Source organism: Serratia sp. FGI94 (assembly GCF_000330865.1).
In the GTDB taxonomy this organism is placed as follows: Bacteria; Pseudomonadota; Gammaproteobacteria; order Enterobacterales; family Enterobacteriaceae; genus Serratia_B; species Serratia_B rubidaea.
Genome location: NC_020064.1, coordinates 2,258,155 through 2,273,256, shown reverse-complemented (window position 1 = coordinate 2,273,256; position 15,102 = coordinate 2,258,155). Strand labels below are relative to the sequence as shown.

Here is a 15,102-nt window from a genome sequence, read left to right as displayed (position 1 = left end):
CGCGGCCTGCACGTACGGCAGAACGCGCCACTCCGGCCGGACGTTAAGCCGACAGCTGCTCGATGGTCTGCAGGATGCGTTTGTCAGACACCGGATACGGGGTGCCCAGCTGCTGGGCGAACAGGCTGACGCGCAGCTCCTCAATCATCCAGCGCACCTCTTTCACCTCCGGTTCTTCCCGGCGCTTCGGCGGCAGTTTGTGCAGCCACTGCTGCCACGCCTGCTGAATCTGCTCCACCCGCAGCATCTGGGCGCGGTCGCGGTGCGGATCGATCGCCAGTTTCTCCAGACGGCGCTCGATCGCCTGCAGATAACGCAGCGTATCCGGCAGGCGCTTCCAGCCATTATTGGTGACAAAACCGCGGTACACCAGCCCGGCCAGCTGCGCTTTAATATCCGACAGCGCCAACGCCAGCGACATATCCACCCGTCCCTTCAGGCGTTTGTTGATGTTAAACACCGCGGTCAGGATCTGCTCGACCTGCTGCGCCACTTCCACCACCGTGTCGTTCAGCTCGGCGCGGATGCGCTCCTGCAGGCTGGCGAACGCCTGCTCCTGCCACACCGGGCCGCCGTATTCGGCAATCAGCTTGTCGATGCCGCAGGAGATGCAGTCGTCGATCAGATCCAACACCTTGCCGTACGGGTTGAAGTACAGCCCCAGCTTGGCCTTGTTCGGCAGTTTTTCATGCAGATACTTGATGGGCGAAGGAATATTCAGCAGCAGCAGGCGGCGCGTGCCCTGCCACATCGCCCGTTGCTGCTCCTGCTCGCTGTCAAACAGGCGGATCGCCACGCTGTCTTTTTCATCGACCAGCGCCGGATAGGCCTTCACCGAGTAGCCGCCGCGCTTCTGCTCGTAAAACGCCGGCAGCTCGCCAAAGCTCCAGATATGCAGATCGCTCTGCTCCAGCCCGTCGTCGGCCACCGCCGACAGCGTTTCCTGCACTTGCTCTTTCAGCTGCAGCTTCAGCGCCGCCAGATCTTTCCCCTCGCGCAGGGTCTTGTGCTTGTCGCCCAGCACGCGGAAGGTCATTTTCAGATGATCGGGCACCTGTTCCCACTGCCAGTCATCACGTGACACCGTCACGCCGGTCATGCGGCGCAGCTCGCGCTCCAGCGCATCCAGCAGCGGCATCTCCAGCGGCGTCACCCGCCCCAGAAAGGCTTCGGCATAGTTCGGCGCCGGTACGAAATTGCGCCGCACCGGCTTCGGCAGCGATTTGATCAGGGCAATCACCAGTTCACGGCGGATCCCCGGGATCTGCCACTCAAAGCCGGCCACTTCCACCTGATTCAGCAGCGGCAGCGGAATATGCACCGTCACGCCGTCGGCGTCGGTGCCCGGCTCAAACTGATAGCTCAGCCGCAGCTTCAGGTTGCCCTGATGCCAGAAATTCGGGTAATCCAGCGCGCTGATTTTATTCGCCCCATCTTTGATCAGCATCGCTTTTTCAAAGTTGAGCAGCTCCGGCTGCTGTTTCGCCGCCTGTTTCCACCATTTATCAAAGTGGCGCGCCGACACCACGTCGGCCGGAATACGCTGGTCATAGAAGCTGAACAGCGTTTCGTCATCCACCAGAATGTCGCGCCGGCGCGATTTGTGCTCCAGCTCTTCCACCTCGGCCCGCAGCTTCAGGTTGGCGCTGAAGAACGCATGGCGCGTCTGCCAGTCGCCCTCCACCAGCGCATGGCGGATAAACAGCTCCCGGCACAGCAGCGGGTCGATGCTGCTGTAGTTGACCTGGCGCGCCGCCACAATCGGCAGGCCGAACAGCGTCACCTTCTCACTGGCCATCACCGCGCCCTGCGATTTCGACCAGTGCGGCTCGCTGTAGTGCTGCTTCACCAGGTGCTGCGCCAGCGGCTCAATCCACTCCGGTTCGATACGCGCCGCAATGCGTCCCCACAGTTTGCTGGTTTCCACCAGCTCCGCCACCATCACCCACTTCGGCGGCTTTTTAAACAGACCGGAACCGGGGAAGATAGAGAAGCGCGCGTTGCGTGCGCCGCTAAACTCCTGTTTATCGGCGTCTTTCTGGCCGATATGCGACAGCAACCCGGTCAGCAGCGCCGTATGCACGCTGCGCGCATCCGACGGCTCGCTGTTGACCGGCAGCCCAAGCTCCTTCACCACCTGCCGCAGCTGGGTATAGATATCCTGCCACTCACGCACCCGCAGATAGTTGAGGAAATCGGTGCGGCACAGGCGGCGGAACTGGCTGGAAGAGAGCGCTTTCTGCTGCTCTTTCAGGTAATCCCACAGGTTGACGAAGGTCAGGAAGTCGGAATCCTTGTCGGCGAAGCGGCGGTGCTTCTCGTCGGACGCCTGCTGTTTATCCAGCGGCCGCTCGCGCGGATCCTGGATCGACAGCGCCGCGGTGATGATCATCACCTCGCGCACGCTGCCGCTGTTGCTGGCCTCCAGCACCATCCGCGCCAGACGCGGGTCGATCGGCAGCTGCGCCAGCTGGCGGCCGCGCGCGGTCAGCTGGTAGTGGCCGTTCGCCGCGCTGTTAATCGCCCCCAGCTCTTCCAGCAGCCGGACGCCGTCCTGCACGTTGCGCTTGTCCGGCGCCTCCACAAACGGGAACGCGGCGATATCGCCCAGCCCCAGCGAGGTCATCTGCAAAATGACCGACGCCAGGTTGGTGCGCAGAATCTCCGGGTCGGTAAACTCCGGCCGCGACAGGAAATCCTGCTCCGAATACAGGCGGATGCAGATACCTTCCGAGACGCGGCCGCAGCGCCCTTTACGCTGGTTGGCCGACGCCTGGGACACCGGTTCGATCGGCAGCCGCTGCACCTTGGTGCGGAAGCTGTAGCGGCTGATGCGCGCGGTGCCGGGATCGATAACGTATTTAATCCCCGGCACCGTCAGCGAGGTCTCCGCCACGTTGGTGGCCAGCACGATGCGCCGGCCGTGGTGCGACTGAAACACCCGGTTCTGCTCGCTGTTCGACAGCCGCGCATACAGCGGCAGCACCTCGGTATGCGGCAGATTCAGCTTGTTCAGCGCATCGGCGGTGTCGCGGATTTCGCGCTCGCCGCTCATAAAGATCAGGATATCCCCCGGCCCTTCGCGCCCCAGTTCGTCCACCGCGTCAAAGATGGCCTGCAGCTGGTCGCGGTCGCCGTCGTCGGCATCATCCGCCACCGGCCGGTAACGCACCTCCACCGGGTAGGTGCGGCCGGAAACCTCAATCACCGGCGCATTATTGAAGTGGCGCGAGAAGCGCTGCGGGTCGATGGTGGCGGAGGTGATGATCACCTTCAGATCCGGACGCTTCGGCAGCAGCTCGCGCAGATAGCCGAGAATAAAGTCGATGTTCAGGCTGCGCTCGTGCGCCTCATCGATAATCAGCGTGTCGTACTGCATCAGCAGACGGTCCTGCTGGATCTCCGCCAACAGGATACCGTCGGTCATCAGTTTGACCAGCGACTGTTCGCCGACCTGATCGTTAAAACGCACCTTATAGCCGACGCTGCCGCCCAATGGCGTCTCCAGCTCGTCGGCGATGCGGTTGGCGACGGTGCGCGCCGCCAGACGACGCGGCTGGGTATGGCCGATCAGCCCTTTCACCCCGCGCCCCAGCTCCAGGCAGATCTTCGGCAGCTGGGTGGTTTTCCCCGAGCCGGTTTCACCGGCGACGATCACCACCTGATGGTCGCGAATCGCTTCCAGAATCGTCTGTTTCTTCTGGCTGACCGGCAGCCCCTGCGGATAGCTGATGGCCGGGCAGGAGGCGGCGCGCGACTGCACTTTCTGCAACGCGACGGCGATGTCGCCGGCAATTTCATCGGCGACCGCCTGCTGAGCATCGGAATTTTTGATTTTGCGCGCGCCGTGCAGCCGGCGCTGCAGGCGCTGTTGATCACGGAGCATCAGCTCGCCCAGTTGGGAAGATAATGCCGCGAGCGGAGATTTCACGTTTGGTATTCCTTTTTCCGCGCTGCCGCAACGGCTGGTCGGCAGCGCCATGTCAATTGAGTTCAGCCGATAACGCTGTTATCCCCGTCATACTTCAAGCCGCAGATGCGTTGGCCGCGCTCAGTCACCTGAATCATTGACCAGCGTCAACTCATCGGAAGTCCATCCCTTGCCGCCTGCCTGCAACTTGAATTATTTAGGGTATATGTCCGATAGAGTAGCACAAGGCGTTTTTTCTCCATAACCCCCCTGTTTAGCCACGGAATTGTCTTTCAATAAAATCGAACAAAGATCTCGAAATATTCCGCTATCCCTGCCGACGAAAGCCAAATAAAGTGTAATCCATGCGAGGGGTGCCGAGTCCTGCGGCTCCCCATCCTCACCCAACGGTTCCAACACGGCGGGTATTACGATTACGTAAGGAATTAACGATGAGCAAATTACTGGTTCTGAAATCGAGCATCCTGGCAAACTACTCACAGTCTAACCAACTGAGCGACTTCTTCGTCGAGCAGTGGAGCAAAAACCACGGCGGCGATACCATCACCGTCCGTGACCTGGCGGCAAACCCGGTGCCGGTGCTGGATGGTGAACTGGTTGGCGCCCTGCGCCCTTCCGACGCGCCGCTGAGCCCGCGTCAACAAGAAGCGCTGGCGCTGTCTGATGAGCTGATCGCCGAGCTGCAGGCTAACGACACCATCGTGATTGCCGCGCCGATGTACAACTTTAACATTTCAACCCAGCTGAAAAACTACTTCGACCTGATTGCCCGCGCCGGCGTAACCTTCCGTTACACCGAGAAAGGCCCGGAAGGTCTGGTGAAAGGCAAACGCGCAATTATTCTGACCAGCCGCGGCGGCGTTCACAAAGGTACGGCGACCGATCTGGTTGAACCTTACCTGCGTCTGTTCCTGGGCTTTATCGGCATCACCGACGTGGAGTTCGTGTTCGTCGAAGGCGTGGCCTTTGGCCCGGACGTCGCCGGCAAAGCGCAGGAAGAAGCCAAAGCCGTACTGGCTCAGGTGCTCACCGCCTGATTCTGCCCCGAGGGCGCCGCGTGCGCCCTCAAACGTTTCTCTTCTCCGCCCGCTATTTCTTCAGCCACTGGCCGTTAATGCCGCGCACGTATTCCCCCTGCGCCGCCCGCGTCACCAGCTTCTGCCCGGTCATACGCGCCACTTCGTCCAGCGTAATGTGGTTACCTTCGGCAATTTTCTGGTACTGTTCCGTCCGGCCGTCATTAATGCGTTTCACCAGCGCCAGCGTCTCGTCATCCTGCTTCAGCGGTGCCACATAGCCGCTCAGCGTTTCGCCGACGCGCCCCTGCTGTTTCGCCTCGTCCAGTGTCAGCGCCATCACGCTGCTGCTGAGCAGCCAGCCGGCGCCGACCAGCCACAAATATCGCTTTTTCATTTACCGGCTCCTAAAACAAATCGCTGCGGTTTTTCAGCATATTTTCGACATCCTTATCCACTTTGATATGGATTTCGTGCTCAATCTTGACGTTCATATTGATGGTGATCGGCTCTTTCGGCGTCGCCACCTCAATACGCGGCACGCAGCCGCTGAGCAGCACGCCGCCGACGGCGACCGCCAGGGCCGGCCCGGTAATGATCTTCATGGTTGTTCCCCTGGTTGTGCGAGGGCCTGTTCCAGCCACTCCTGCAGGTTGTCGCCAAAGCGCAGGCTGCGCCACAGCTGAAACACGTTTTCCTGATGGCTATAGTTCAAAATAACCTCTCGTTTGGCGCTTTTCTGCGGGTTAACCCCGTCGATTTTGGCCGTTAACGTCAGTACACCCAGGTTGTCGAGATCGACCCTGGCCTGTGAACGGTGTATTTCCATATAGCGCAGCCAGTCGATCGCCGCGCCGGTCGCCATATTGTTGCTGGCGATGGCGTCGGCCATATCCTTGTCCAGCCGCAGCGTCAGCAGGCCGGCGTTGGCGATCCAGCCGTCACGCACCAGCCACTGCGAGTTGTTCAGATACAGCGGCAGCTCGCCGTTCACCCGGCCGGACATGGCGAACTGTTTCGGCTTCAGCGCGGTAAACAGCGCGCTGAGATCGACGCGGTCCAGCTTCAGCACCGCGGCGTCGTGCTGCGGCAGGCGCAGCGCCGACAGGCCGATATGGCCGTTCAGCATATCCACGCCGACGTTGCTCAACGTCAGCGGCTGCCGCTCGCTGTAGGGATAGTAGCCCTGCAGGTCGGCGGTGATATTCTGCATCTCAAACAGGTTGCTGAGCGATTTGATACGCAGCGTCACCGGCTGTTTGGCGCCCAGCAGCCACAGGTGGTTCTGCAGCCGGTAGGACATCACGAAATCCAGACCGCTCAGTTCGCCGTCCTTCATCCACATGCCGCCGTTTTTCACCACCCAGTGGCCGCCGGCGGCGAAGCCCTGTTCGCGCGCGGCGGAGAACGCCGCCTGCGCGTAAAACTCGCCGTCGCGCAGCGTCATGTTCAGATCCGGAGCCAGCAACGGCTGGAACACCGCCAGCCGCTGCTTCGGCCACCAGCCTTCTCCGCGCAGGCGCTCGCCGTCCCAGCGGCCGCGCAGCGCGATCGGGCCGATATCCTGCGCCTGCAGCTTGCCCTGCCACTGGAAGTTCTGCGGATCGCGCCCTTGCAGCCGCAGCGCCAGCGTCGACGACGGCAGATGGCCGCCGCCGCTGAAGCTGACCTTGTCCGCCACCAGCTGCAGTTCGCCGTTCAGCGCCGGACGCGCCTCATCGCGCTGCCAGCTCAGCGGCTTGTTCAGCGTCAGACGCGGCGCATCCACCGTGACCATGCCGTATTTCAGCCGGTCAAAGCCGGTGGACAGCCGGTCGAGCGTCAGGCGGCTGTCCCGCCAGTCGCCGCTGCCCGCCACGTCCCACTTCGCCTGTAGCGGCGGCAGCTGACCGTTGCCCCAGTAGCGCCACTGCCAGCGGCCTTTATCCGGCCAGAAATCCTGCGCCAGACCGTCGAGATGCAGTCTGAAGCGTCCCCAGTAGCTGTCGCTGGCGCGGATAATCGACTGCAGGCGGCCGGTAATGCCGTTGGCGGTCACCTTGACCCCGGCCAGCGGCAGGCGCGCCTCTTCCAGCTTCATTTCCGGCGAGGCCTTGCCCCAGGCGCGCAGCAGCGAGCCGGGCCGCAGCTCCAGCGTCGGGTTAAGAATGGAACCGCTGACCACGCCGGGAATCGACGCCGTCAGTGAAAAATCGGCCAGGTTGGCCTGCCCGGTGAGCTGAAAATCCAGGTTGCTGCGCGTCAGGCCGACGCTGCCCGGCCCCAGCGTCAGCACCGCATTGCCCTTGCCGTTGTGGCCGGCGGTGAGCACGTTCAGCCGGGCGCTGATTTGCGTTTCATCCAGCCCCTTGCTCCAGTCGTGCAGCGCAATGCTGACGCCGCCGCTTAGCGGCTGATCGATATACGGCCAGCGCCATTCGCCTTTATCGATGCGGATCTGCTGCGGCGTGATCGCCCAGGGTAAGGTCGCCAGCGGCTGCCGATCGCCTTTTTCCGTCAGCGTCACCACCCCTTGCCCCTGCTGCCAGCTGATATCCATCAGCAACGGCTGCTGCAGATAGGCGGTCTGTACTTCGCCGCGCAGCTTGCCCTGCGGCGGCAGCGTAGAGAAATCGCTGGCCACGCTGATAGCGCCGCTTAGCTGCAGCGGATGCGGGCTGTTGGGCGGCAGCACGTTCAGCGAGGAGATCGTCAGCTGCTGCCGGTCGTCCAGCAGCGCTTCGGCGTTGAGGTTTTTTCCCTGGTAAGACAGCCGCTGGCCCGCAGCGGTGTTACGCAGCTGCAGACTGCCGGCGTAGTGCTGCCAGGGAAGAATGGAAAGTTGTTTGATGGTCAGGTCGATCGCCGGCAGCTGGCGCTGCAGCGCGTCCAGCGTCAGCGGCGCGTCACCGCCATCACCGGCGGGCAACTGGCTCAGGCAGGCGCTATCGACGCTGAGTTTATCGCTGTCCAGCTGCCAGCGGCCGGCGCGATAATGCAGACGCGTCGGCCCCAGATCCGCCAGCAGGCACTGCTGCGCTTTATATTGCGCGCCCGCCAACGATAAACCGCCGTCTTGCCAGCGCAGCGGCCCCTGCAGCGTCAGTTGACTGCCGGCCGGCAGCCAGTGCGAGAGCACGCGCGGCAACCAGCGCGGCGTTGTTTGCCACAGGGCCGCCAGCAGGATCGCCATCCCCGCCACAATCCCTATGAATATTCTCAATCGTTTAGCCATTAAATGATTGCTTCATTCCTAGATAAGGCACGCCCGCAGTTGCATTAAGTCTATGCCAGAAAGGGGAATTATGATGGCACGATTTTAGACCAGGGTGAAGTTAGACAGGACACTGACGGGCTGTTTCTGCCATTTTCACCGATTTTTATTCAACATGTGTCGATTTTGTTTACATATCAGCCGCCGGGAGAACAGCATATTTCAGACTTTTGTTATTGTCGTTGCTGGTGATGATTAATAGTCTTGCAATGATTCTAATAAGTAAGTGATATACCCACCGTATCCTGCGTGATGGTATATATGAAGAAGCCATTTCCCCACCCTCATACGTGGGGATTTTTTTGCCCGTGCCGCGTCTTTCCCGCCCCGTCTCCTGATGGCTAACTAATTGTCAAAAATGGCAAAAAAAACTAAACTAGCCGTAAGAATTATCGGTGGAGAAACCGCAATGAAACTGGCGATATACAGCACGAAACAGTATGACCGCAAATACCTTGAGTTGGTTAATCAGCAGTTTGGTTACGAACTTGAGTTCTTTGATTTTCTGCTCAGTAAGAAAACGGCCAAAACCGCGATCGGCTGTAAAGCGGTATGTATCTTCGTCAATGACGACGGCAGCCGCGAAGTGCTGGAAGAGCTGGCGGCGCTGGGTGTGGAAATTCTGGCGCTGCGCTGCGCCGGCTTTAACAATGTCGATCTGGCCGCGGCGGAGCAGCTCGGCATCAAGGTAGTGCGCGTCCCGGCCTATTCACCAGAAGCGGTGGCGGAACACGCCGTCGGCCTGATGATGAGCCTCAATCGCCGTATTCACCGCGCCTATCAACGCACTCGCGATGCCAATTTCTCCCTGGAAGGGTTGATCGGCTTTAATATGCATAACCGCACCGCCGGGGTGATCGGCACCGGCAAAATCGGCGTGGCCACCATGCGTATTCTGAAAGGCTTCGGCATGACGCTGCTGGCCTACGATCCCTATCCCAGCGCCCAGGCGCTGGAGCTGGGTGCGGAATACGTCGATCTGCCGACGCTGTATGCCCGTTCGGACGTCATCACCCTGCACTGCCCGCTGACGCCGGAAAACCATCATATGCTGGATGCGCAGGCCTTCGCCATGATGAAAGACGGCGTGATGATCATCAATACCAGCCGCGGCGGCCTGATTGACTCCGCCGCCGCCATCGACGCGCTCAAGCAGCAGAAAATCGGCGCGCTCGGCATGGACGTGTACGAAAACGAACGCGATCTGTTCTTTGAGGACAAATCCAACGACGTGATTCAGGATGATATCTTCCGCCGGCTGTCGGCCTGCCATAACGTGCTGTTTACCGGCCACCAGGCCTTCCTGACGGAAGAGGCGCTGACCAGCATTTCTGAAACCACGCTGCAGAATATCGACCAGCTGACGCGCGGCGAAGCCTGCGCCAACCAGCTGCATGGCTGACCCCCAGGAACAACAACCTCAGGAGAGTAAACGATGAAAGCATGGATCCCGCTGGCGCTGGCCAGCACGCTGCTGGCCGGCTGCGCCGGCGGTACGCCTGCCGGCAAGCCGGTACAGGAAAGCGATCTGCTGCACCACAACTTTGTGCTGCAGAGCGTAGACGGCGTCGCCGCCAATGCGCAGCAGGGGCGTGGCCCGAGCATTGAGTTCGGTGAGAAAATGCATATCTCCGGCTCAATGTGCAACCGCTTCTTCGGCAACGGCCAGTTGGACAACGGCGTGCTGACGGTCAAGAACCTGGCCACGACGCGCATGATGTGCCCTGACCCGCAGCGTAACCAGTGGGATCAGATCATCGGCAGCGTGCTGAATAACGGCGCGCGCGTTACGCTGGCCGCGCAGCAGCTGACGCTGAGCGATGGCCAACACACGCTGGTTTATACCCTGAAAGACTGGGTGCAATAAGCCCGCACGCTCCTCCGGGGGCGGCGCTTAGCCGGCGCTGGCGCAGGCCCCCTGACCTAACGCCCACTCCTCGCACTGCTTGCCGTCCGGCATCTGGCACATTCTGACCGCTTCGCCGTTCAACGTATGGGCGATGGTGGTGGTGCCGCCGACGTTGGCGCAGTGCGCGCTGGTCGGTAAGTGATCAATTCTGGCGCTGGTGCCCTGCTGCTGCGGCTCATCATTATTGCTGCTGCAGGCGGCCAGCAGCAATACGGCGCCGGCCAGCGACCATTTGTGCATTTGCATTGCCATTGTTTTTCTCCTGAACCCGATGTGATAAGAAATAACAGCGCCTCTTGGCGGGCGCATGGTATTGCAATTAATACAAACCTATTTAATTTAGCCTGTTCGTTTAATAATGAGAATAAGGCGACACCATTATTTTGCTTTTTTTTTCACCACCTGCAGCATAATAAACGGCAAGCCGTATCACCCCCCGCCGCCGGCCCGGCGCACCGTGGCTCAGGCGGCCGACGGCACGCCGCATTTTCTGCCACGTGGCAAGCACGGCGCAGCGCGTATGCTAGAGGCGCTAAGAGATTAGCATTCCACTATTTTTCAGTTAATTAACTGAGCTCTTCACCCCGCATGATTAGCGTCATGCGGGTTTTTTTATTCATCGTATATATTAGTGGGCGCTGGTTTTGGACAACAGATTAATCACCAATACGCCGGCGACGATTAATCCCATGCCGATAATTGCCGGCCAGTCGAGCTTCTGGTTATAAATAAACACCGCGGCGATCGACACCAGAACGACGCCCATGCCGGACCAAATCGCGTACACAATGCCAAGCGGCATGCTTTTCACCACCATCGACAGCCCCCAAAAAGCCACGCCATAGCCCAGCACCACCACCAGCGAGGGCCACAGCCGGGTGAACCCTTCCGACGCCTTCAGCATGGTGGTGGCGATCACCTCGGCGATAATCGCCATGGTTAAATACATCAGTCCCGTCATTTACCTAACTCTTCTGTTAATTCCCAACGTCGTCATTATGACGGCCAAGCGCTAAATTATGGTTAAACCGCGCCGCGGCCGCCAGCAAATAACGTGCTTTATTGCGACATATCAGGTTACAACTCCCGCGCCGCCAAAGCCGCACTCTGCACACAAACGTGATAAAGAATGCGATTTTCCCTCTGCTAGACTTTATTTAACGTCTTTTTCGCCGGTTTTTTTCCCGATTCCAGGGCATTCTTTTCCGCATGGCGCCACGCCATGGCGCTGAAATAAGGTACTTCCCATGATTACGACAGATGGCAACCATGCCGTTGCGTCGGTGGCTTACCGCACCAGCGAAGTCATCGCGATTTACCCCATTACTCCCAGCTCCACTATGGCCGAGCAGGCGGACGCCTGGTCCGGCGACGGTCGCCAGAACATCTGGGGCGATACGCCGCGGGTGGTGGAAATGCAATCGGAAGGCGGTGCGATCGCCACCGTACACGGCGCCCTGCAGACCGGCGCGCTGTCGACGTCGTTCACCTCCTCGCAGGGATTGCTGTTAATGATCCCGACGCTGTATAAGCTGGCCGGCGAGCTGACGCCGTTTGTACTGCATGTCGCCGCGCGTACGGTGGCCACCCATGCCCTGTCGATCTTCGGCGACCACTCCGACGTGATGGCGGTGCGCCAGACCGGCTGCGCCATGCTGTGCGCCAGTAATGTGCAGGAGGCGCAGGACTTCGCCTTGATTTCACAGACCGCGACCCTCAACAGCCGTATCCCGTTTATTCACTTCTTCGACGGCTTCCGCACCTCACACGAGATCAACAAAATCGTGCCGCTCAGCGACGATACCCTGCGGCAGATGATGCCGCAGGCCGCCATCGCCGCCCACCGCGCGCGGGCGCTGTCGCCGGAACGCCCGGTGGTGCGCGGCACCTCCGCCAATCCGGACACCTATTTCCAGTCCCGCGAGGCGGCCAACCCGTGGTACGCGCAAACCTATCGCCACGTCAGCGAGGCAATGGCGCAGTTCGCCGCGCTGACCGGCCGGCAGTATCAGCCGTTTGAGTATTACGGCCATCCCGACGCGGAACGGGTGGCGATCCTGATGGGATCGGCGATCGGCACCTGTGAGGAAGCCATCGATGCGCTGCTGGCGCGCGGTGAAAAGGTCGGCATGGTGAAAGTGCGGCTGTTCCGTCCCTTCTCGGCCATGCACCTGCTGGAGATGCTGCCAGCCAGCGTGCAGAAAATCGCCGTGCTGGATCGCACCAAGGAACCCGGCGCGCCGGCCGAACCGCTGTATCTGGACGTGATGAGCGCGCTGGCCGAAGCCTTCAGCCGCGGCGAGCGCGCCACCCTGCCGCTGACGATCGGCGGCCGTTACGGTCTGTCATCCAAAGAGTTCGGCCCCGACTGCGCGCTGGCGGTCTTTGCCGAACTGGCGCTGGAGCGGCCGCGGCCGCGCTTTACCGTCGGCATCTTCGATGACGTCAGCGGGCTGTCGCTGCCGCTGCACGACAATCCGCTGCCGTCCCGCGCCACGCTGGAGGCGCTGTTCTACGGCCTCGGCAGCGACGGTTCCGTCTCCGCCACCAAGAACAACATCAAAATCATCGGCAATAGCACGCCGCTGTTTGCCCAGGGCTACTTTGTCTACGATTCGAAAAAGGCCGGCGGCCTGACGGTATCGCACCTGCGCGTCAGCGAACGACCGATCAACTCCGCCTATCTGGTCAGCCGCGCCGATTTTATCGGCTGCCACCAGTCGCAGTTTATCGATAAGTACCAGATGGTCGAACGCCTGAAAGACGGCGGGATTTTTCTGCTCAATACGCCTTACGACGCCGATGAGGTCTGGGATCGGCTGCCGCAGGAGGTGCAGGCGCTGCTGCGGCAGCGTCAGGCGCGCTTCTATATTATCAACGCGGCCAAACTGGCGCGTGAGTGTCAGCTTGGCGCGCGTATCAACACCGTGATGCAGATGGCGTTCTTCCATCTGACGCAGATTTTGCCGGGTGATATCGCCCTGCAGCAGCTACAGGACGCCATTGCCCGCAGCTACAGCAGCAAGGGGCAGGAGATTGTCGAGCGCAACTGGCAGGCGCTGGGGGCAACGCGTCAGGCGCTGACCGCTATCGCGCTACGGCCGGTCAACCCCGCCAGCCCGCAGCGTCCGCCGGTGGTGGCCGACGCCGCGCCGGACTTTGTCAAAACCGTCACGGCGGCGATGCTGGCCGGGCTGGGCGATGCGCTGCCGGTTTCCGCCTTCCCGCCGGACGGCACCTGGCCGGTGGGCACCACGCAGTGGGAAAAACGCAATATCGCCGAAGAGGTGCCGATCTGGCGGCCAGATCTCTGCACCCAGTGCAACCACTGCGTCGCCGCCTGCCCGCACTCGGCCATTCGCGCCAAAGTCGTGACGCCGGCGGCGATGGAACACGCGCCGTCCAGCCTGCAGTCGCTGGACGTCAAGGCGCGCGATATGCGCGGACAGAAATACGTGCTGCAGGTGGCGCCGGAAGATTGCACCGGCTGCAATCTGTGTGTGGAAGTGTGCCCGGCCAAAGACCGCCAGCAGCCGGAGATCAAAGCGATCAATATGGCCTCGCGGCTGGAGCATCTGGAGGAAGAAAAAGCCCATTACGACTTCTTCCTGCAGCTGCCGGAAATCGACCCGACGCAGCTTGAACGCATCGATATCCGTACCTCGCAGCTGATTACGCCGCTGTTCGAATATTCCGGCGCCTGTTCCGGCTGCGGGGAGACGCCTTATATCAAGCTGCTGACCCAGCTGTACGGCGACCGCCTGCTGATCGCCAACGCCACCGGCTGTTCATCCATCTATGGCGGCAACCTGCCCACCACGCCGTACACCACCAATGCGGCCGGCCGCGGCCCCGCCTGGGCCAACTCGCTGTTTGAGGATAACGCCGAATTCGGGCTGGGCTTCCGCCTAACGGTCGATCAGCACCGCCGGCGCGTCCTGCGTCTGCTGACGCTGCTGGCGCCGCGCCTGCCGGCGGAGCTGGCCAACGGGCTGCGTCTGGAAGATATCGCCCCCGCTCTGCGGCTGCAGCAAATCGCCGAGTTGCGCACCCGGCTGGCGCAGTTTGACGATGACGACGCCCGTCAGCTGGCCGACGATGCCGATCACCTGCTGGATAAATCCATTTGGCTGATCGGCGGCGACGGCTGGGCTTACGATATTGGCTTCGGCGGATTGGACCACGTGCTGAGCCTGACGGAGAACGTTAACGTGCTGGTGCTGGATACGCAGTGCTATTCCAACACCGGCGGCCAGCAGTCGAAGGCCACGCCGCTCGGTGCGGTGACCAAGTTCGGCGAACACGGCAAGCGTAAGGCGCGTAAGGATCTCGGCGTCAGCATGATGATGTACGGCCACGTGTACGTGGCGCAGATTTCGTTAGGCGCGCAGCTGAACCAGACGGTCAAGGCGATTCAGGAGGCGGAAGCCTATCCCGGTCCGTCGCTGATTATCGCCTACAGCCCCTGCGAGGAGCACGGCTACGATCTGGCGCTGAGCCACGACCAGATGAAACAGCTGACCGCCAGTGGTTTCTGGCCGCTGTTCCGCTTCGATCCGCGCCGCACGCAGGAAGGCAAAGCGGCGCTGGCGCTGGATTCGCGGCCGCCGAACAGCGAGCTGGCCGCCACGCTGTTGAAAGAACAGCGTTTCCGCCGTCTTAACAGCCTGCAGCCGGAGGTCGCCAGCGCGCTGTATCAGGAAGCGGCGCAGGAACTGCAGCAGAAATACGATTTCCTCAGCCTGCTGGCCGGCAAGGCGGAGAAGTCAACCAGCGAGTAACCTCATCGGGCGCGCCTAAGGCGCGCCTTTCCCGCCAACGTGCCACCGCCTCACCTCGCCATCATACGCCGCGATATATCCCGCCTCGTGTCGACACGTCTCCCGCTTGCCGCCATGCCAGATGAACGTCCGGCAGCAGTAAAACCCACTGGCATTCGTCGCCATAATCCGTACCATACACGCCAAACTGCACCGATACCGCAAGCCATGTT

10 protein-coding genes are annotated in these 15,102 nt (G+C 61.1%); 4 read left to right on the top strand and 6 right to left on the bottom strand.

The features are described from left to right. Positions 1-43: 43 nt before the first annotated feature. Positions 44-3,931: an ATP-dependent RNA helicase HrpA gene (hrpA, locus tag D781_RS10345; RefSeq protein WP_071823883.1), complete on the bottom strand. Its 3,888-nt coding sequence runs from the start codon at positions 3,929-3,931 to the stop codon at positions 44-46. A gap of 431 nt (positions 3,932-4,362) precedes the next feature. On the opposite strand from hrpA, the gene D781_RS10340 reads away from it, so the two are divergent. After that, positions 4,363-4,968, top strand: a complete 606-nt coding sequence (locus D781_RS10340) for an FMN-dependent NADH-azoreductase (protein WP_015672265.1) — start codon at positions 4,363-4,365, stop codon at positions 4,966-4,968. A 52-nt stretch (positions 4,969-5,020) separates the two neighbouring features. Here the strand turns inward: D781_RS10340 and D781_RS10335 are convergent, their stop codons facing one another. The 3 genes from D781_RS10335 to D781_RS10325 are packed head-to-tail and all read right to left on the bottom strand — an operon-like array spanning position 5,021 to position 8,161. Then, on the bottom strand, positions 5,021-5,344 hold the full coding sequence (locus tag D781_RS10335) for a YdbL family protein (protein ID WP_015672264.1): 324 nt from the start codon (positions 5,342-5,344) through the stop codon (positions 5,021-5,023). A gap of 10 nt (positions 5,345-5,354) precedes the next feature. Continuing rightward, entirely contained in the window at positions 5,355-5,552 is a 198-nt protein-coding gene (locus D781_RS10330; protein WP_015672263.1) for a YnbE family lipoprotein, read from the bottom strand. Then, positions 5,549-8,161, bottom strand: coding sequence for a YdbH family protein (locus D781_RS10325; RefSeq protein WP_041411798.1), 2,613 nt, complete (start codon positions 8,159-8,161; stop codon positions 5,549-5,551). The genes D781_RS10330 and D781_RS10325 overlap by 4 nt, the downstream gene beginning before the upstream one ends. Before the next feature lie 448 nt (positions 8,162-8,609). On the opposite strand from D781_RS10325, the gene D781_RS10320 reads away from it, so the two are divergent. After that, entirely contained in the window at positions 8,610-9,602 is a 993-nt protein-coding gene (locus D781_RS10320) for a 2-hydroxyacid dehydrogenase (protein ID WP_015672261.1), read from the top strand. 33 nt (positions 9,603-9,635) lie between these two features. Beyond that, positions 9,636-10,067 (top strand): heat shock protein HslJ, encoded by a 432-nt coding sequence (gene hslJ, locus D781_RS10315; protein ID WP_015672260.1) that lies wholly within the window; start codon positions 9,636-9,638, stop codon positions 10,065-10,067. 27 nt (positions 10,068-10,094) lie between these two features. Here hslJ and D781_RS10310 read toward each other — a convergent pair whose 3' ends face one another. Further along, the gene (locus D781_RS10310) at positions 10,095-10,355 is read right to left on the bottom strand and encodes a DUF333 domain-containing protein (protein ID WP_041412087.1); all 261 of its coding nucleotides are present in this window, start codon (positions 10,353-10,355) and stop codon (positions 10,095-10,097) included. Positions 10,356-10,737: 382 nt separating this feature from the next. Then, positions 10,738-11,070: an SMR family transporter gene (locus tag D781_RS10305; RefSeq protein WP_015672258.1), complete on the bottom strand. Its 333-nt coding sequence runs from the start codon at positions 11,068-11,070 to the stop codon at positions 10,738-10,740. A gap of 286 nt (positions 11,071-11,356) precedes the next feature. Here D781_RS10305 and nifJ point away from each other — a divergent pair, with 286 nt between their 5' ends. After that, positions 11,357-14,890, top strand: coding sequence for a pyruvate:ferredoxin (flavodoxin) oxidoreductase (nifJ, locus tag D781_RS10300; RefSeq protein WP_015672257.1), 3,534 nt, complete (start codon positions 11,357-11,359; stop codon positions 14,888-14,890). Positions 14,891-15,102: the final 212 nt, after the last annotated feature.

Bases quoted from the DNA above. Each gene is read 5' to 3' on its own strand.
- D781_RS10340 (WP_015672265.1), top strand. From the start codon at position 4,363: ATGAGCAAATTACTGGTTCTGAAATCGAGCATCCTGGCAAACTACTCA.
- D781_RS10335 (WP_015672264.1), bottom strand. From the start codon at position 5,344: ATGAAAAAGCGATATTTGTGGCTGGTCGGCGCCGGCTGGCTGCTCAGC.
- D781_RS10330 (WP_015672263.1), bottom strand. From the start codon at position 5,552: ATGAAGATCATTACCGGGCCGGCCCTGGCGGTCGCCGTCGGCGGCGTG.
- D781_RS10325 (WP_041411798.1), bottom strand. From the start codon at position 8,161: ATGGCTAAACGATTGAGAATATTCATAGGGATTGTGGCGGGGATGGCG.
- D781_RS10320 (WP_015672261.1), top strand. From the start codon at position 8,610: ATGAAACTGGCGATATACAGCACGAAACAGTATGACCGCAAATACCTT.
- hslJ (WP_015672260.1), top strand. From the start codon at position 9,636: ATGAAAGCATGGATCCCGCTGGCGCTGGCCAGCACGCTGCTGGCCGGC.
- D781_RS10310 (WP_041412087.1), bottom strand. From the start codon at position 10,355: ATGCAAATGCACAAATGGTCGCTGGCCGGCGCCGTATTGCTGCTGGCC.
- D781_RS10305 (WP_015672258.1), bottom strand. From the start codon at position 11,070: ATGACGGGACTGATGTATTTAACCATGGCGATTATCGCCGAGGTGATC.
- nifJ (WP_015672257.1), top strand. From the start codon at position 11,357: ATGATTACGACAGATGGCAACCATGCCGTTGCGTCGGTGGCTTACCGC.